At 41.0% G+C, this 17,313-nt stretch carries 19 protein-coding genes; 17 read left to right on the top strand and 2 right to left on the bottom strand.

The window, feature by feature from the left end:
• The first annotated feature begins 14 nt into the window (after nucleotides 1–14).
• The 16 genes from WKT03_RS11695 (at nucleotide 15) to WKT03_RS11620 (ending at nucleotide 14,129) form a co-directional block, all read left to right on the top strand.
• A complete protein-coding gene (locus WKT03_RS11695; protein ID WP_340392195.1) occupies nucleotides 15–482 on the top strand; it encodes a hypothetical protein in 468 nt (155 codons plus the stop codon).
• A 32-nt stretch (nucleotides 483–514) separates the two neighbouring features.
• Nucleotides 515–1,513, top strand: coding sequence for a hypothetical protein (locus WKT03_RS11690; RefSeq protein ID WP_340392194.1), 999 nt, complete (start codon nucleotides 515–517; stop codon nucleotides 1,511–1,513).
• 87 nt (nucleotides 1,514–1,600) lie between these two features.
• Nucleotides 1,601–1,909, top strand: a complete 309-nt coding sequence (locus WKT03_RS11685) for a hypothetical protein (RefSeq protein WP_340392192.1) — start codon at nucleotides 1,601–1,603, stop codon at nucleotides 1,907–1,909.
• Between the two features lie 229 nt (nucleotides 1,910–2,138).
• Entirely contained in the window at nucleotides 2,139–3,221 is a 1,083-nt protein-coding gene (locus WKT03_RS11680; RefSeq protein ID WP_340392190.1) for a PDDEXK nuclease domain-containing protein, read from the top strand.
• 494 nt (nucleotides 3,222–3,715) lie between these two features.
• The gene (locus WKT03_RS11675) at nucleotides 3,716–4,618 is read left to right on the top strand and encodes an NAD-dependent epimerase/dehydratase family protein (protein ID WP_340392189.1); all 903 of its coding nucleotides are present in this window, start codon (nucleotides 3,716–3,718) and stop codon (nucleotides 4,616–4,618) included.
• A gap of 52 nt (nucleotides 4,619–4,670) precedes the next feature.
• Entirely contained in the window at nucleotides 4,671–5,501 is an 831-nt protein-coding gene (locus WKT03_RS11670) for a TrmH family RNA methyltransferase (RefSeq protein WP_340392188.1), read from the top strand.
• Between the two features lie 301 nt (nucleotides 5,502–5,802).
• The gene (locus tag WKT03_RS11665) at nucleotides 5,803–6,174 is read left to right on the top strand and encodes a CidA/LrgA family protein (protein ID WP_008402058.1); all 372 of its coding nucleotides are present in this window, start codon (nucleotides 5,803–5,805) and stop codon (nucleotides 6,172–6,174) included.
• Complete coding sequence (locus WKT03_RS11660; protein ID WP_008402059.1) at nucleotides 6,167–6,859, top strand: LrgB family protein; 693 nt, start codon at nucleotides 6,167–6,169, stop codon at nucleotides 6,857–6,859. Before WKT03_RS11665 ends, WKT03_RS11660 begins: the two co-directional genes overlap by 8 nt.
• 159 nt (nucleotides 6,860–7,018) lie before the next feature.
• Nucleotides 7,019–7,702 carry a FadR/GntR family transcriptional regulator gene (locus WKT03_RS11655; RefSeq protein WP_340392186.1) on the top strand — a complete coding sequence of 228 codons (684 nt, stop codon included), beginning with the start codon at nucleotides 7,019–7,021 and terminating at the stop codon, nucleotides 7,700–7,702.
• Between the two features lie 38 nt (nucleotides 7,703–7,740).
• Nucleotides 7,741–8,313: a cytidylate kinase-like family protein gene (locus tag WKT03_RS11650; protein ID WP_340392185.1), complete on the top strand. Its 573-nt coding sequence runs from the start codon at nucleotides 7,741–7,743 to the stop codon at nucleotides 8,311–8,313.
• Nucleotides 8,314–8,958 (top strand): methylated-DNA--[protein]-cysteine S-methyltransferase, encoded by a 645-nt coding sequence (locus WKT03_RS11645; RefSeq protein WP_008402063.1) that lies wholly within the window; start codon nucleotides 8,314–8,316, stop codon nucleotides 8,956–8,958.
• Nucleotides 8,959–9,139: 181 nt separating this feature from the next.
• Entirely contained in the window at nucleotides 9,140–9,640 is a 501-nt protein-coding gene (locus tag WKT03_RS11640) for a DNA-deoxyinosine glycosylase (protein WP_340392184.1), read from the top strand.
• Between the two features lie 171 nt (nucleotides 9,641–9,811).
• The gene (locus WKT03_RS11635) at nucleotides 9,812–10,087 is read left to right on the top strand and encodes a hypothetical protein (RefSeq protein ID WP_340392183.1); all 276 of its coding nucleotides are present in this window, start codon (nucleotides 9,812–9,814) and stop codon (nucleotides 10,085–10,087) included.
• 311 nt (nucleotides 10,088–10,398) lie between these two features.
• Complete coding sequence (locus WKT03_RS11630; protein WP_161117189.1) at nucleotides 10,399–10,980, top strand: TetR-like C-terminal domain-containing protein; 582 nt, start codon at nucleotides 10,399–10,401, stop codon at nucleotides 10,978–10,980.
• Between the two features lie 222 nt (nucleotides 10,981–11,202).
• Entirely contained in the window at nucleotides 11,203–12,978 is a 1,776-nt protein-coding gene (locus tag WKT03_RS11625; RefSeq protein ID WP_118615352.1) for an oleate hydratase, read from the top strand.
• A 179-nt stretch (nucleotides 12,979–13,157) separates the two neighbouring features.
• Nucleotides 13,158–14,129, top strand: a complete 972-nt coding sequence (locus WKT03_RS11620; RefSeq protein ID WP_340392180.1) for a hypothetical protein — start codon at nucleotides 13,158–13,160, stop codon at nucleotides 14,127–14,129.
• Between the two features lie 214 nt (nucleotides 14,130–14,343).
• On the opposite strand, the gene WKT03_RS11615 is transcribed toward WKT03_RS11620, so the two are convergent.
• Nucleotides 14,344–14,766, bottom strand: coding sequence for a flavodoxin (locus WKT03_RS11615; RefSeq protein ID WP_021943657.1), 423 nt, complete (start codon nucleotides 14,764–14,766; stop codon nucleotides 14,344–14,346).
• Nucleotides 14,767–14,915: 149 nt separating this feature from the next.
• Complete coding sequence (locus WKT03_RS11610) at nucleotides 14,916–15,467, bottom strand: DUF3793 family protein (RefSeq protein ID WP_340392177.1); 552 nt, start codon at nucleotides 15,465–15,467, stop codon at nucleotides 14,916–14,918.
• A 439-nt stretch (nucleotides 15,468–15,906) separates the two neighbouring features.
• On the opposite strand from WKT03_RS11610, the gene eno reads away from it, so the two are divergent.
• On the top strand, nucleotides 15,907–17,202 hold the full coding sequence (gene eno / locus WKT03_RS11605; protein ID WP_117808345.1) for a phosphopyruvate hydratase: 1,296 nt from the start codon (nucleotides 15,907–15,909) through the stop codon (nucleotides 17,200–17,202).
• Nucleotides 17,203–17,313 lie beyond the last annotated feature (111 nt).

Genomic DNA, 17,313 nt, shown 5'->3' with positions numbered 1-17,313 from the left:
TAAGAAGGTGAAAAATGGAGTATATTGAAATTGATAAAAAGATATTTCTGCAAGTGTTCGAGTATGAGGATATTGAAGCATTCACCCAAGTGTGCGAACGATCTCAAGAAGCAAATTATTTTGCAATTAAAGAAATATGGAATCAGGGAATTAAGGTGATTCTAATTTACAAGCGTTTTTTAGGGATAATAAGTAACAATATTGGGTTTATTTCGATGATAGATTGCGGACAGCTAAGCAATAAAGAAAAGAGGATGCTGAGTTTGTTTGGGGTGCCGAAAAAATATAGTGGAATTTTTATTAATGATATGAGAATGTCGGTGCCACAAAGACACAAAGGCATAGGCACAAAAGTCGTTAATAAAATTTTGAGTAGTGATGAAACATATATGTTGGAACCTGTAGAAGATGGTAAATCATTTTGGATGAAGTTTGGTTTTAAGGAAAATGGGAAGTTGTCAATTCGCGAAAAAGTTGAGTAAGAATTAGTTTGTGAAAGAGAGGTGAATGATTAATGCTTTTATCGGATTATATTGATGTGGGAAATTACTTTGAGGATAATGGTGTGTTTGATCCTGTGTTAGATAATGATAACGGTTTTTTTATAAATATTTTAAGACTGAAAACAGCAAAAACACCGGAGTTCCAAGCATCGTATCAAAGAATTAATGATTTGTTTAGAAAAATAATCAAGTTACTTGATCGTGCAGAGAAAAAGGACGTATCAGATATATTTTTCCGACAAGCATTAACATTATTTGATTTCTCTGAAGTAAACGGTATAGGGCTTGGATTCTCAGAAAAAGCCCCGGGTTCGGGATTTGGACCATTATTGTCAAAAAGAGTAATTGAGACAGCGTATGATATTGTTAAAGCTGGAATTACAGATCCTGAATTTTTTCAATTGTTGCCACTATTTCAAAATGACGTAGGACCGGATAGATTGTCCGATATGATTGCAACAATTATTCTTCCAGATATAGAAGCTTATATTAAAAGGATATATGCGGAATGTGAAATAAATGCGGTAAAATATCCAGACAAGGAATTTGTGGGCACATATATGCTTAACCATTATAGGGGGCATGAAATATTATTGCTTCCCATAGAAATCATACACAAACTTCCAATAGCGAAATCATGGGAAGAAATTGATTCGGTTGTGACAGAAAACAATATTATTCGTTCGGTAATGAATCAGCAGGTTGCAGAGGAATGGTCCAAATACTCGTCTCCTTTGAAAAAACAGTATCTGCGTGAAAAAGTATTTACTGATAGTAAAACATGTCAATATGTTGTAGACGAATATAAGAAAGAAGAATTAGACTTATATAATCCGGAAGATAGAATTGAATATCTGTTAGAAAAGATTTGGCAGAGAATTTTAAAATTAGATATGTCATGGAAAACAAAATTACAAGAGGAGATTATTGATAGTAAGTCGGCCGCATTGGAAATAATGGCATATTTTAAACAATGGGTTGAAAACAATAAAGGATGGGAAGTAATTTAGGATGCAAGTAGCCGTAATAGAGAAAAAATACTCCAGAGAATTATTCATTTATCAGGATTATGTTACATTGAAAAGAATAATTTTGATATGAGTTGTGAACCTGACGAAGGTAGAGGGCCTGTGGACTTTAAAGTAAGCAGAGGTCAAGAAAAAACTTTAATTGAAGTAAAACTATCTTCTAATTCACAGTATTTGCATGGATATGAAGTGCAAGTTGAAGAGTATGGAAAAGCTGAAAAGACGGATAAATTAGTATATGTTTTGGTGGATGTAGGGAATCCGTTGAAGGTAAAAAGATTAAAAGAACTGCATAAAGAGAATATAGGACAGGGTAAGAAGGTTCCGGAGTTGATAATAATAGATTCGATGCCAAAAGTATCTGCGAGTCGTACATAAATGGAGGTGACAAAATGCTGAATCTGGTAGTTTTTGAAACAGAAGAAGAATTCTGAGGATATCTGAGGTGTCAGGTACACATGAACGAATAGATAGCAAGAAATCAGCCGCTGCGAGTGATATTTCGTGTTAGTAGCTTTGCAGATAGTCGGGCTCAAATAAATGTTGTAGAAATATTTAAGCTGCTTGCACCTGATACAAGTATCAAAGTGATTTAGGAGGTGCGATGATGGAAAAGGATAACGATGTAGTTACCACAGATAAGAGTTTTTTTGAAAATATATCTAATGTTCTGGCAAATGCAAGAAAAAATGCTAAAACTGCGGTTAATCTTTCGATGGTATATGCCTATTATGAAGTGGGGAGAATGATTGTTGAAGAAGAGCAACATGGTGAGAATCGGGCTATGTATGGAAAATATCTGTTAAAGGAACTTTCGGAATATTTGAGTGAAAAATATAGCAAAGGATTTTCTGTTACGAACTTAAAGCAAATGCGTCAATTTTATCTTGTTTATGCGACAGATCAAATTAGTCAGACACTGTCTGACCAATTCAAAAATTTGCCAGCAGTAAGTACCGGAAGAAAGTTTTTTCTGAGTTGGTCTCATTATTTAAAACTTATGCGCATTACCAATATAGATGAGCGCCATTTTTATGAAATTGAATCAGTGAAAAATGATTGGAGTTTAACGGAATTAAAACGTCAGTATGACAGTTCGTTATATGAGCGAATCGCACTTAGTACAGATAAAGACAAGGTTTACCGTTTAGCACTGGAAGGACAGAAGTTTGAGAAACCACAGGATGTAATCAAAGATCCGTATGTGTTGGAATTTCTTGGCTTGAAAGAATTGCCAGAATATTCAGAGAGTGAATTGGAAAGCCGTATTATAGATAACTTACAGCAATTTTTGCTGGAACTCGGCAGAGGATTTGCATTTGTTGGCAGGCAGGTACGTTTTACCTTTGATGAAGAACATTTTATGGTTGATTTGGTATTTTATAATCGCCTGTTACGTTGCTTTGTCCTGTTTGACCTTAAAATCGGAGAATTAAAGCATCAGGATATAGGGCAGATGCAAATGTATGTGAATTATTATGACAGAAAGATGAAATTACCAGATGAAAATCCAACAATTGGAATTGTTCTCTGCAAGGACAAGAATAATGCTGTGGTAGAAATGACATTGCCAGAGGACAATTCACAGATTTTTGCAAGTAAGTATGAAACTGTATTGCCAAGCAAAGAAGCACTGCAAAAATTATTGGAAGAGCAAATGTCAGACGAAAAGGGGACTGATGGGGTATGAAACTACAATTTAGATATCTTTTCAGGTAACACAGGAGTATTTGCAGAGAGAAAATCCGATTATATGTCGAAAATGCCTGTGGCAACATTTTGGCAACAAAAATCCCGCCAACCACAAAAATGACATACCATATCATGCAAATTAAGCCATATATTACACATAAAACACTGTTAAAGACCAAGAAAACGGTATAACCAAATCCGTGAGGGTGGACGTACTGTAGGTCCAGGACGTATTGCTACAATCATCGAGTAATCTACGCGTAAGTAACGAGAAGATTAGATAAATAAAAAATATCCGGAGAGCGTTTACACTCTTCCGGGTATTTTTTTGTTTATCTATAAGCGGCGCCTTCCACCAACTTGACTATTTGAAAGTGTAGTTCGAATATTTGCATCAATGTTGACAGTCGAATTACCGGTATGTTATTTTGTAGATGCAAACAATTGGGTGGGCTTATAAGCAAGCCCTGTGCAGTAGAAAAGGAGATATCAATGAAGAAAATCTTGATTACCGGTGGAACCACATTTGTCAGTAAGTATGCAGCAAAGTATTTTGTAGAGCATGGATATGATGTCTATGTAGTGAACCGTAATTCAAAACCGCAGGTTAAGGGCGTGACGCTGATTGAAAGCGACAGGCATAATTTAGGGGATAAGCTGAAGAATCTGCATTTTGATGTTGTTGCCGACATAACCGCTTATGATGCACAAGACATAATTGATTTACATAATTCGCTGGACTCTTTTGATCAATATATAATGATCAGTTCCAGTGCGGTATATCCGGAGTATGGTGTACAGCCATTTCCTGAGGATTCTGAAAGAGCAGTAAATAAATTCTGGGGAAAATATGGAACAGATAAGATCGAAGCAGAAAATGCACTGTTGGAGAGAGTCCCGGATGCTTATATTTTAAGACCGCCATATTTATATGGTTCTATGGACAACGTCTATCGGGAGGCGTTTGTATTTGACTGTGCAATGGCAAACAGAAAATTTTATTTGCCGGAAGCCGGTGAGATGAAATTGCAGTTTTTCCATGTAGAAGATTTGTGCAGGCTGATGGAAGTATTAATTACAAAGCGCCCAACGGATCATATCTTAAATGTCGGAAATGAAAATGCAATATCGATAAGAGACTGGGTTAATCAATGTTATGCCTGCTTTGATAAAGTGCCGGAATTCGTATCTGTACCGGAAACAGTAGAGCAGAGAAATTATTTCAGCTTTTATAATTATGAATACTGTCTTGATGTGACCCGGCAGAAGAAGATATATCCGGAGACAGTGTCAATGGATGCCGGGTTACAGGAGGCTGCAAATTGGTATATAGAGCATGAAGATGAGGTAAACAAGAAGCCATATTGGGAGTATATTGATACCAATTTGGTATAAAGGTAATTGGCATAATAAGATGACAAGCGTGTGTATCGGGAAGGGAATTACGATGGAAATAATAGAAGTAACGGATCTGAACCGTCCGGAACTGGCGGTTTATGCGGAGCTTTCGGAACGGCAGCTTGCAACAATCTATGAACCGAAGGAAGGATTGTTTATTACCGAGAGTCCGAAGGTGATTGAGCGGGCGTTAGATGGTGGATATGAACCGGTGTCTTTTCTGGCAGAAAAGGGACAGCTTGCAGAGGCTGAGGAGATTCTGGATCGGATGGAGGATGTCCCAATCTATGTTGCACCGGATGAGATATTGACGAAGCTTACCGGTTATCATCTGACAAGAGGACTCTGGTGTGCGATGCGCCGCAGAACATTGCCAACTATAGAGGAGGTATGTCAGGGAGCGAAGCGGATCGCTATTTTGGAAGAAGTGGTCAATCCGACAAATGTGGGGGCATTGTTCCGCTGTGCCGCAGCACTTGGTATGGATACAGTGATATTGACCGGTGGCTGCAGTGATCCTCTTTACAGACGTGCAAGTCGTGTGAGTATGGGAACAGTATTCCAGATTCCGTGGACAATGTTGTCAAAGAAGGATGGTGTCTGGCCGGAGCAGGCAATGAAGACATTGAAAGAAATGGGCTTTAAGACGGCGGCAATGGCACTTCGAGAAGATAGTGTAGGAATTGATGATCCGCAGTTAAATAGTGAGGAAAAGCTGGCAATTGTGCTCGGTACAGAGGGCGATGGGCTGGCCGGAGATACGATAGCTGACTGCGATTATACGGTTATGATTCCGATGGCACATGGCGTAGATTCACTTAACGTAGCGGCGGCAGGAGCGGCAGCTTTCTGGCAGCTGGGACATCAGCGGCAGGAGTAGTATCCGTTTGTAAAGATTGTGCGTCGACGGCAGGAAAGGGTGGTCTTCTGGCAGTTGAGATACCGCTGACAGGAATAAATAGTATTCATCTGGAAAATTATAGCATCAGTCGCAGAAAGTAGCAGCCCGCAAGAAAACATGCTGGGAATATATTGATGCCGATTTGGTAAAATAATAAATTGACAAATAATAAGATGGCAGTATAATGATTGGTAGCACTGAATTGGTGCTACCAATTTCTTTTATATGAAAAAATATAGTTCAAACGAAAAAGGATAAAAAATGTAAAGAGGATATTTGAATGAAGTATATTAGACAATTTTTAATCATTCTTGCAATTTCATTTATCGGGGAACTGCTCAAATATGTATTACCGTTGCCGATTCCTGCAAGCATCTATGGAATGGCGATTTTATTTGTATGCCTGATGACGGGTTGGATTAAGTTAGAAGCGGTGAAGGAGACAGGAAAATTCTTAATTGAGATCATGCCATTGATGTTCATTCCTGCCGGTGTTGGTCTGATGGTTAGCTGGGGAACACTGAAGCCGGTGCTGATTCCGGTATGTGTGATCACGGTCGTTACGATCATTACGGTTATGGCGATGACAGGCAGACTGTCACAGTGGATCATCAGAAAAGACAGGAAGAAAGAGGAACAAGAGGATGCATGATTTTTTTGAAAACTCCTTATTTGCGGGAGTTACACTTAGCCTGATCTCATATTTGATCGGGTCGATATTAAAGAAGAAATTCAAACTGGGAATATTTAATCCGTTGCTGATCTCGATTGTAGTTACCATCCTGGTACTGGTTGTGAGCAAGGTAGATTATGATACTTATAATGAAGGCGCCCAATATTTAAGCTGGCTGTTGACCCCTGCAACCGTATGTCTGGCGATCCCGCTCTATGAACAGTGGGAACTGCTGAAGCATAACTGTAAGGCGGTTATGGCAGGTCTTGTTGCCGGTGTGGTGACAAGTCTTTGTACGGTGTTTGTATTGTCAAAGATCATGGGACTTACACATGAGGATTATGTAACGATGCTTCCGAAGTCTATCACGACAGCGATCGGTATGGGTGTTTCAGAAGAACTGGGTGGATATGTAACGATTACGGTTGCGGTTATTATCGTAACGGGTGTTCTTGGAAATATATTTGGTGAATTAGTGTGCAAGATTTTTCGAATCACCGAACCGATATCAAAGGGTCTGGCATTTGGATCTGCATCTCATGCGATCGGAACGGCAAAGGCGATCGAGATCGGTGAAGTGGAAGGTGCAATGAGCAGTCTGGCTATTGCGGTTTCCGGTATTCTTACGGTTGTGCTTTCGTCGTTATTTGCGCATTTTATGTAAATATATATGCTGCTTATAAAATGCAAGGATTTATTTCGAATTTACAGACCGGATATAGAAATAATGAAGTTAGTTGATAGTCTCATAGGCGGGTATCCGCTGGTAGCAGATATCAAAATATAGAAATAACGAAATTTATTGATAGTTAGGGAGACGGGTATGGAAAAACAACATGCTACATCAGAATATGAAAAAGCAATTCAATATATTTACAGCCTGATGCAGGACGGAACCTTGCAGATCGGAAGCAAGCTTCCGACCGAACGTACGATAGCGGAGACGTTGGGAATCGGAAGAAATTCGACCAGGGAGGCACTCAGTATCCTGCATGGCATGGGAATGATCGAACGCGTACAGGGATCGGGAAATTATATATCAAAAAATGCCGGAGAGTCGATCCGTCAGATGCTTATGATGATGCTGGCACTTGGCAGTATCACGAAATCCGAGGTCTGTGAGTTCCGTTGTACAATGGAAAAGTCTGTATGCAGTATGCTGATCGAGAAAGGAATACCATTTGAGTGTCAGGTGCTTCTAGAGGATAATCTGGCAAGGATGGAGCAGGCGGATGGTTCCGAACTGGTTAGCGTGGATAAGGAATTTCATGAACTGCTGATCCGGGCGACAGAGAATGAACTGTTTTCAATGATCATGGAGGCGGTTATGATCGTTTACCGGGAATGGATCGATCTGGTGCTGCGTCGTGTGAATATAAAAGAAAAGGCAAACTTGCTTAATTATCACAAGCAGATCTATAATAGTGTATTGGAACGTGATGAAGTAGCCATGAAAGCGGCGGTAGACGGGCATTATCATCTGATCAGCCAGATGCTTGCATTGTAGATGAGTAGAGATAATATATAAGAAGGAGGTAAGAGCGTATGATCGTAACACTTGGAAGACAGTGTGGATGTGCGGGAGATGAGATCGGAAGAAAATTATCAGAGCTGTTAGGGATTCCGTTTTATACAAAGCCTGAACTGATCGCACTTGCAAAAGAAAAAAAGATTTATGAGAAATATCCGATGTATTTTGGGGAACAGCCGGTAAATGCGATGATCAGTTCTGTCGCCGATGATTTCTGTCCGAAGAATCAGTATGATACACCGAAACGGGCATTGTCAGCAATGTTTGGCGGACAGAGTTTTATTATTATAGGACGTGCTTCGAATTATGCCTACCGGGATGATAAGGATGCTGTCCGGGTGTTTCTGTGCGGAGATAAGAAGCAGCGGGCGTATCATATCGCAGGAAAGCATAAAATCTCGGAGCGAAAGGCTATAGCGCTTGTTGAAAAGACAGATGAGAAACGGCGTGGTTATCACAGATATTATACCGGAGAAGAATGGGGCTATGCAGAGAATTATGATCTGTGTATAGACGCGGTACGACTGGGTGTTGATAAGACGGCGGAATTGATCGCAGACTATGTAAAGCATGTCGGAGGAAGATAAATGACAACGAGAGAAGAAGCGCTGGCATATGGACTGTCTTTTCCTGATACATATCAGCAGGCGCCATTTCATGATCCGAACTGGCAACTGGTGCGTGTGAAAGGAAGCAAGAAGGTATTCCTGTGGACATATGAGAGAGACGGATATATTAATCTGAATGTAAAGGTCGATCCGGAATGGCGGGATTTCTGGCGGAGTGCATTTGACGCGGTGATACCGGGCTGGCATCAGAATAAGGAGCACTGGAATACGATCATTCTGGATGGAAGTATTCCGGATCAGGATGTGAAACGGATGATCGCAGAGAGTTATGATCTGGTGACAACCAGTCCATCAAAGAGAATCTATGAGGCGGTGAAAAAGATTCCTGCCGGAAAGGTTGCAACCTATGGTCAGATCGCGGAGCTTGCCGGGGATAAGAAGATGGCGCGTGCAGTGGGAAACGCGCTTCATAAGAATCCGGATCCGGAGCACATTCCCTGCTTTCGTGTGGTAAATGCAAAGGGTGAATTATCCGGAGCATTTGCATTTGGCGGAAAGAATGTACAGGCAGATCGATTGACGGCAGATGGAGTTACAGTTGTCGATGGACGGGTGGATATGGAGAGATTTGGAATAAAGATCTTAGATGGAGAAATCATATAAAAATATAAAGTGAAAAATGATTTATATGCAGGAAATGACCGCTTGAATACAAAGGTGATTTAAAACAGAAAACAAGTCATTTTTGCGGATGCATATTTTACGGAATGGAAGTTAATTATTTTGTAATTCTGTTCGAATGTGTAAGATTTGTAGGCAATTCTTTATTTGAAAGGAAATAAAAATGTCAGAATATCAGTATGTAGAGCATGAATTTGCTCCGGTATATAATGCAGAATCGCAGGTGCTGGTTCTTGGCAGCCTGCCTTCGGTGAAATCCAGAGAGCAGGGCTTCTACTACGGACATCCGAGAAACCGTTTTTGGAAGGTTGTGGCAGCTGTACTTGGTGTACCGGAACCCTTGACGATAGAAGAGAAAAAAAGGATGCTGCTTGCCGGTCATGTGGCGGTCTATGATGTGATCCGGGCTTGTGAGATCATCGGTTCCAGTGACAACAGTATCCGAAATGTGGTTCCTGCAGATATTGAAAACATTGTAGCACATACGCCGATCAGGGCAGTTTTTACAAATGGTAAGACTGCCGGCAGATTATACAAAAAATATCAGGCAGAACATATCGCTCTTCCGATGATCGAGCTGCCATCGACAAGTCCGGCAAATGCAGCGTTCTCGTTGGAACAACTGGAAGAAATATGGAAATCGGAGATTGGTAAATATTTGTAAAAGTATTTTACAATAGTGACGCTGACATATAAAAAGAACAGTATTTTACATTAATTATACACAACTTTACAGACTCATCAGATGATTTTACCTGCGTATGATAGTGGGCGTTTTTTCTAATTGATAAACTTATGTCATAAAAAGTAATGATGAACGAAAGAGAGAAAGAAAATGAATGAAAATGTGATCGAACAGCCGGTTGTAGCTATGTATATGGTATCCAAAGAATTGAATCGTCTGGCAGGTTTTACGACAGAAATGTTGTTTAGTCTTAAATCAACAATTATGAGTAATCGATCCGAAGAAAGTCAACAGAAGTTTACAGAGAAGCTTCAATATGAAACAGTTCCTTCTGCAGGGCTTTTCTCATACCCTGAATTATATAGATTGTTTTTTCGCTTGACCGGTCTCTGTATGTTACAGTTGGCCGGCCGTTTTTTTGTATGATATACTGCATCCAGATCAGAATTTTGCGTGTAAAATATAAGATGATGGCATGAGAAATGTTCTATACTTTATGAAGCAAGCCTGCCCGAATGTCGGTACTTAGTGAACTGCTGAAAGCAGTGAGCTTAGAACCGCTACATGAGGGTAGAGTGAGAACGTCTTGCGTAATAAAGGTATAGAATTTTCTCATGCCATTAGTTTATTTTTCTCATGCCATTAGCTTATTTTTAATTTTACAAAATTCTGGTGGGTATGGTATAGTAAGGATAACTTTTTTTCTGATGAACAATAGACGCGGAGGTTACAAGGAAATGTCTCAGATAACGAAACGTGCGTTGGAAGCATCACTGAAGAAGCTTCTTACAAAGAAACCGCTTGACAAGATCACAATAACCGATATTACAGAAGATTGTGGTATTAACCGGATGACATTTTACTACCATTTTAAAGATATCTATGATCTGGTAGAGTGGGTGTGTGTGGAGGATGCAACGAGGATACTGGGTGAGAATAAAACCTATGATACCTGGCAGGAAGGCTTCCTTCGTATCTTTGAAGCGGTGAGCGAGAATAAGACATTTATGATGAATGCATATCATTCGATCAGCAGAGATCAGGTAGAAAAATATCTGTACAGTCTGACGTATGATCTGATGATCAAGGTCATCGAAGATAAGGCGAAGAATATGCAGGTGCGGGATGAAGATAAGAAGTTCATTGCTGATTTTTACAAATGCTCCTTTGTCGGTGTGTTGCTTGAATGGATTGAGAATGGCATGAAGCGGGATCCGCATGTGATCGTGGATAAGATGGGACTGGTGATGCATGATAATATTACCAGAGCACTGGAAGCGTTTCGGACGGATGCCTTTCACAAAAAAACAGAGAGCTGACAGATACATTGAAAAAACAATGTGTCTTATTTTTCAGACCGGTTATCCCATCAAAACAGGGGAAATGATAAAATTTTAGACAGAACAAGTACCGTGAATATATTTTTATCACGGTACTTTTTTTGTTTATTGAGGGCAAAAACGGGGAATCTTATAATAAAGACAGTTTTTGAGATAACCGGTCTGTTTGCGGGCAGGCTGTATAGATTGGAGGTAATTCGTATGTATTACGCAAGTGGAAATTATGAAGCGTTTGCCAGACCGAAGAAGCCGGCGGGTGTGGATCAGAAATCGGCATATATTATAGGTTCGGGACTTGGTGCATTGGCGGCAGCCTGTTTTCTGGTAAGAGATGGACAGATGAAAGGCTCGCATGTGCACATTCTGGAGAAAGACCCGATTCCGGGCGGTGCATGTGATGGTTATCAGTACAGCGATATCGGCTATGTTATGCGTGGCGGACGTGAGATGGATAACCATTTTGAGTGTATGTGGGATCTGTTCCGTTCGATTCCGTCCATCGAGACAGAGGGTGTCAGTGTACTGGATGAGTATTACTGGCTGAATAAGGCAGATCCAAACTATTCTTTGTGTCGGGCAACTGAGAATCGGGGGCAGGATGCACATACCGATAAGAAGTTCGGATTGTCCGATAAGGGTGCAATGGAGATCATGAAGCTGTTCTTTACCCCGGATGAAGAATTATATAATAAACGGATCGATGAGTATTTTGATGAAGAAGTGCTTAATTCTAATTTCTGGATGTACTGGCGGACGATGTTTGCATTTGAGAACTGGCATTCTGCACTTGAGATGAAGCTCTATATTAAGCGTTTTATCCATCATGTCGGAGGACTGCCGGATTTCACGGCACTTCGTTTTACCAAATATAACCAGTATGAGTCCATGATTCTTCCGATGGTAAAATATCTGGAATCATTCGGTGTGGTGTTCCATTATAATACCAAGGTTATAAATGTGGAATTCGAGATCGAAGCAGGAAGAAAGCTGGCAAAGAAGATTGATATTATCCGTGACGGTGAAGCAGATGCGATCGATCTGACCGAGAATGATCTGGTATTTATCACAAATGGCGGCTGCGTGGAGAATTCTTCATACGGAAGTCAGAACAAACCGGCTGAATTCAAGACCGAGATCCGTGAGGGTGGCGGATGGGATATGTGGAGGAAGATCGCAGCACAGGATCCATCCTTTGGACATCCGGACAAATTCTGCTACGATCCGGAGCAGTCAAACTGGATGAGCGCAACGGTGACGACATTAGATGAAAAGATTCTCCCGTATATTAAGAAGATCTGTAAGAGAGATCCGCTCTCAGGCAAGGTAGTTACAGGTGGTATTGTGACTGCGAGAGATTCCGAATGGCTGCTTTCCTGGACGATCAACCGTCAGCCGCAGTTCCGTAATCAGCCAAAGGGACAGGTGCTTGTATGGGTATATGGCTTATTCTCGAATAAACCGGGTGATTATGTAAAGAAGACCATGCGGGAATGCACCGGTAAGGAGATCTGCGAGGAATGGCTCTATCATATCGGGGTACCGGAGGAGGAAATACCGGAGCTTGCCGAACACAGCGCAAATACGGTGCCGGTTATGATGCCATATATCACAGCATTTTTCATGCCGCGTGAGAAGGGCGACCGTCCGGATGTCGTACCGGAGGGAGCGGTCAATTTTGCATTCCTTGGACAGTTTGCCGAGACAGCAAGAGATACGATATTTACAACCGAGTATTCGATCCGGACAGGTATGGAAGCAGTATATACTTTGTTGAATATCGATCGTGGTGTGCCGGAGGTCTGGGGCAGTGTCTATGATGTCCGCGACCTGTTAAATGCGACAGTAGCGATCCGGGATGGAAGAAAGATTACAGATATGAAGCTTGGTCTGAAAGAAAAGATCGCGATGAAAGAGCTTTTAAAGGCGGTAGAAGGAACCGATGTCGAGAAACTGCTGCGGGAGCATGGAGCGATATAGGAACAAGACCTGCGCAAAGAAAGTATTACGAGAATAGAATGAAAAAATAGCAAAAAGCATCTGCCAGAGCATGGATGATAGAAATTCATGATGGGTGGATGCTTTTATTTATATATAGTGATATAATATTAATATTCATAACACTTGCATATGTAAGGAAAATAAAAGGAGGAAGGCGAATGAAAAATCTATTCAAAAAAACATTGTTAGCAATTACTGCGATCCTGTTGTGTGGAATGTTATATGTGACAGGCTCCAGTGTGAGTCTGGCGGCGACGGATGCTGAATCAGCACAGGAAACAGGAGAAAATGCAGAGCTGACAGGAGCGGCATCAGGTGTCAGACACGTTGCTGCAAGGGGAATGTATCATTCAGGTGATTTTATTTATTTTAAATCATCGAAAGGAATACTTGCTTATAATCTAAAAAAGCATACTGCCCGCTATGTGGTAAAGGGTGAAGGTATAGGCAGTTTTTTGGTAAACAAGGGTTATCTGTATTACAATGTGAATAAAAAAGCTGACTGGGGCATTTACAAAATAAAAACAACCGGAAGTTCCAAACAAAAGCGGTTATGTAAAGATGGAAATTTAGGCTTTATCCGGAACAATCGTCTTTATTATGGACATTCCGGTTTATGTTCCATGAAGCTGGACGGAACAGATAAGAAGTGCCATATGAGAGTAAAGGATAATGCAAATGGAATGGTGTTCTATTATAAAGGCAATTATTATTACAGCGTATTTCCGTATTTAACTGAGTCGTACTCAGTTGATTCAAAATTTAAACATAAAAAGAAATATAAGCCCGGAAATGACAAGGTGAACGCTGCATTTGTCAGAGCCTTTGATGATATGCAGTATAACGAGAGCCTGACTGTGAGAGGATATCAGTATGGGACCTTGATTAAAAATGGAAAAAGCTCAAATTCCATTTATAAATATGCAGATTCTTATTATGGAAAAAGTACAGGAAAACGAAATAAAAAGATTTATCAGTCATCCCAAAAGAAGCTGCGTGTGTTGGCTGCGTGTCCGGGATATATTATGATCGCAGAAAGTAATAAGGATGCATCATATGAAAATGGAACTGTAAAGATCATAAATGAGAAGGGAAAAGTCCTTGCAACATTAAAAAAGAGTCAGAAATAAATATAAAATATGTAAAATAATAAAATGCTCTGGCAGAGGTGTGGGTTGCCAGAGCATTTTTGTGACCAACGGTCAGTATAAACATTTGTGTGAAGAAAGCTGACTGTTGTCACATTTGTCAGAGAATCCAGAAAAGAATCCTCGTAGCTGGAAGGACTGCCACATGGCAGATTCCTGTGTTTTGGTTGTGTTTAGAGATGTGTATTATTATTTATTAAACAAGTGCTTCGCCAAGTGCAGTACAATCAGCAAGACCTGCTTCATCCGGTGTTTCATGGCAGATCAGTGGAGCTGCTGCAAATACAGCACCGTCAGCCTGGCACTGAGCTTCCCATGTATCCATCCATTCGCCGCTTCCCCAGCCATATGAACCGAAGATGGCGATCTTCTTACCGTTTAATGCCGGTTCACATTCAGCGAACATTGGCTCAAACTCGCTTTCTTCTAAGACTTCAGCACCCATAGCAGGGCAGCCAAATGCGATCGCATCATAGTTATCTACCATATCTGCAGTAAATTCTGCGGATGTTAAAAGATCACATTCTGCACCTTTTGCTTTGGCACCTTCTGCAACAGCCTGTGCCATTAATGCTGTATTACCTGTGCCACTCCAATATACAACTGCAACCTTACTCATAGTAGGTTCCTCCTTATAATTCATGTATTTTATATTTAGAGATCTCTGCATTGGAAATATATGCAGAAATCTCCTATATTCATTTTGTTATGTGGACGCCATGTGCATAAATACTTATTTCGTTATGCTGATGCTGTTTTCATAAATATTTATGCAGCAACCGTCAACTGCCAGATGGTTCGTCCCTGATGCCAGAGATTTGCATAGATCTCACGGCATTTTTTAAATTTGGCAAATGTTTTCTGGGCCTCACCCAGATCTCCGTATACCTTCCAGTCGCCCATGCCCTTGCAGTTGCTCCCGTGGTATTTGATAAATCCGAGAACATCATTTAACGGGTAGCCAAGGAAGACACCGATCTCATGCGGAAATTCTTCCGAACCATGAAGACGTGTACGAAGCTGTTCAAGCATTTGGTCGATCGTTCCTGCCTGATATCCTGTGCTTACAAGAAAAGAGAGGATCTCCGGCCTTGATAATTCGCGCCCCATAGCATCTGGTCTGTAGACATAGATCAGGGCAGTTTCAGCATTTTCCCGGAGGATCGTGATCCGGATCCCTTTTTTCTGAAATTGTGCATCCCAGACAGCCACACTTTCGTATAATTCTTCTTCGGAAGAAAAACGATAAAGAAACAGGCTGGCTGGTTTTAAGGAAGCCAAGGTAGGCGAACAATGCGTGATCAGATATTCTTCAAACATAATCACAATCTCCTTTTTGCATCGATTCCGACAAATATTCTGCAATATTCAAAAATCCTAAAGCTATATGCAGTGCTGGTACGCTCGCATCAAAGCAGCGTTGCATATCAAATTTTAGTATGCACCATAACTCTGTAAATCATTCAATCTACTGGTTAGACATATCTAACTCATGGGTGCATTATACGGTCTGATCCTGTAAAAATCAAGCGAAAAATGTGATAGAAATTCTCAATAAATTCGACCGTTTTTTGTTGACGGAAAAGGCTTCTGCATGGTATTTTTATAAATAGTTAGCAGAAACTAACCAAAAATCTTGTGAATAAATCGTGTGACTCCATTCTATATGCATCCCTGACTGCTGAAAACAGGGTATGCACCCGGATGCAATGACGGATCCGGGACAGAAGCTGTCACCAGAAAGAAGGATCAAAGCATGATGAATTATTTAGAAATCGAAAAAGTAATCGGAAGAGAAATTATCGACTCCAGAGGAAATCCTACAGTAGAAGCAGAAGTTATTCTTGCAGATGGTACAGTTGGACGTGGCGCAGCTCCAAGTGGTGCATCAACAGGTGAGTTTGAAGCATTGGAGCTTCGTGATGGCGACAAGAACCGTTTTGGCGGCAAGGGCGTCCAAAAGGCAGTAGAGAATATCAATACAACGATCAATGATATGTTAGTTGGAATGGATGCATCAGATACATATGCTGTTGACCAGGCAATGATCAAGGCAGACGGAACAAAGGACAAGTCAAATCTTGGTGCAAATGCAATCCTTGCTGTATCAATTGCAGCAGCAAGAGCAGCAGCTATTTCACTGGATGTACCTTTATATCGTTTCTTAGGCGGTGTAAGCGGAAACAGACTTCCGGTTCCTATGATGAATATTATCAATGGTGGATGCCATGCATTATCATCCGGTCTGGATGTTCAGGAATTTATGATCATGCCGGTTGGCGCTCCTTCATTCAAAGAGTGTCTCAGATGGTGTGCAGAAGTATTCCATGCACTTCAGGCAATCTTAAAGGAAAGAGGACTTGCTACATCAGTTGGTGATGAGGGTGGATTTGCACCTGCACTTGCATCTGATGAAGAAGCAATCGAGACAATTCTCGAAGCAGTTAAGAAAGCCGGATATGAACCGGGTAAGGACTTCAAGATCGCTATGGATGCAGCTTCATCCGAGTGGAAGACAGGCACGGTTGGCGAGTACAAGCTGCCAAAGGCCGGTACAGTATATACATCAGAGGAGTTGATCGCTCACTGGAAGAGACTGGTTGAGAAGTACCCGATCATCTCCATCGAAGATGGTCTGGACGAAGAAGACTGGGAAGGCTGGAAGAAGCTTACAGCAGAGCTTGGCGACAAGGTACAGTTAGTTGGTGATGACCTTTTCGTTACAAATACAGAGAGACTTGCAAAGGGTATCGAGCTTGGCTGTGGTAACAGTATCCTGATCAAGTTAAACCAGATCGGTTCTGTATCAGAGACATTGGAAGCAATCAAGATGGCTCACAAGGCCGGATACACAGCTATCTCATCGCACAGATCCGGTGAGACGGCAGATACAACGATCGCAGATCTTGCAGTTGCTTTAAATACCTGCCAGATCAAGACCGGCGCACCATCCAGATCCGAGCGTGTAGCTAAGTACAACCAGCTCTTAAGAATTGAAGAAGAGCTTGGTGCTTCAGCCGTATATCCGGGTATGAAAGCATTCAATGTAAAATAATTATTGTCATATATTTTCCTCAAAAAAATATGAATAAATGGTATGGGAGACGTAAGCAATACGCCTCCCATATTTTATATGTAAAATAAGACCTGTAAGTAGAGTTTTTCA

The sequence above is a fragment of the Coprococcus sp. HCN-4056 genome, from assembly GCF_037892645.1.
GTDB classification, from domain to species: Bacteria; Bacillota; Clostridia; order Lachnospirales; family Lachnospiraceae; genus Coprococcus; species Coprococcus ammoniilyticus.
This window is presented reverse-complemented; position numbering and strand designations above follow the sequence as displayed.

What these genes read in the sequence shown, in the direction of transcription:
- WKT03_RS11675 (WP_340392189.1), top strand. Translation starts at nt 3,716, where the DNA reads ATGAAGAAAATCTTGATTACCGGTGGAACCACATTTGTCAGTAAGTAT.
- WKT03_RS11670 (WP_340392188.1), top strand. Translation starts at nt 4,671, where the DNA reads ATGGAAATAATAGAAGTAACGGATCTGAACCGTCCGGAACTGGCGGTT.
- WKT03_RS11685 (WP_340392192.1), top strand. Translation starts at nt 1,601, where the DNA reads ATGAGTTGTGAACCTGACGAAGGTAGAGGGCCTGTGGACTTTAAAGTA.
- WKT03_RS11650 (WP_340392185.1), top strand. Translation starts at nt 7,741, where the DNA reads ATGATCGTAACACTTGGAAGACAGTGTGGATGTGCGGGAGATGAGATC.
- WKT03_RS11625 (WP_118615352.1), top strand. Translation starts at nt 11,203, where the DNA reads ATGTATTACGCAAGTGGAAATTATGAAGCGTTTGCCAGACCGAAGAAG.
- WKT03_RS11635 (WP_340392183.1), top strand. Translation starts at nt 9,812, where the DNA reads ATGAATGAAAATGTGATCGAACAGCCGGTTGTAGCTATGTATATGGTA.
- WKT03_RS11660 (WP_008402059.1), top strand. Translation starts at nt 6,167, where the DNA reads ATGCATGATTTTTTTGAAAACTCCTTATTTGCGGGAGTTACACTTAGC.
- WKT03_RS11665 (WP_008402058.1), top strand. Translation starts at nt 5,803, where the DNA reads ATGAAGTATATTAGACAATTTTTAATCATTCTTGCAATTTCATTTATC.
- WKT03_RS11620 (WP_340392180.1), top strand. Translation starts at nt 13,158, where the DNA reads ATGAAAAATCTATTCAAAAAAACATTGTTAGCAATTACTGCGATCCTG.
- WKT03_RS11610 (WP_340392177.1), bottom strand. Translation starts at nt 15,467, where the DNA reads ATGTTTGAAGAATATCTGATCACGCATTGTTCGCCTACCTTGGCTTCC.
- WKT03_RS11630 (WP_161117189.1), top strand. Translation starts at nt 10,399, where the DNA reads ATGTCTCAGATAACGAAACGTGCGTTGGAAGCATCACTGAAGAAGCTT.
- WKT03_RS11690 (WP_340392194.1), top strand. Translation starts at nt 515, where the DNA reads ATGCTTTTATCGGATTATATTGATGTGGGAAATTACTTTGAGGATAAT.
- WKT03_RS11655 (WP_340392186.1), top strand. Translation starts at nt 7,019, where the DNA reads ATGGAAAAACAACATGCTACATCAGAATATGAAAAAGCAATTCAATAT.
- WKT03_RS11680 (WP_340392190.1), top strand. Translation starts at nt 2,139, where the DNA reads ATGGAAAAGGATAACGATGTAGTTACCACAGATAAGAGTTTTTTTGAA.
- WKT03_RS11615 (WP_021943657.1), bottom strand. Translation starts at nt 14,766, where the DNA reads ATGAGTAAGGTTGCAGTTGTATATTGGAGTGGCACAGGTAATACAGCA.
- WKT03_RS11695 (WP_340392195.1), top strand. Translation starts at nt 15, where the DNA reads ATGGAGTATATTGAAATTGATAAAAAGATATTTCTGCAAGTGTTCGAG.
- eno (WP_117808345.1), top strand. Translation starts at nt 15,907, where the DNA reads ATGAATTATTTAGAAATCGAAAAAGTAATCGGAAGAGAAATTATCGAC.
- WKT03_RS11640 (WP_340392184.1), top strand. Translation starts at nt 9,140, where the DNA reads ATGTCAGAATATCAGTATGTAGAGCATGAATTTGCTCCGGTATATAAT.
- WKT03_RS11645 (WP_008402063.1), top strand. Translation starts at nt 8,314, where the DNA reads ATGACAACGAGAGAAGAAGCGCTGGCATATGGACTGTCTTTTCCTGAT.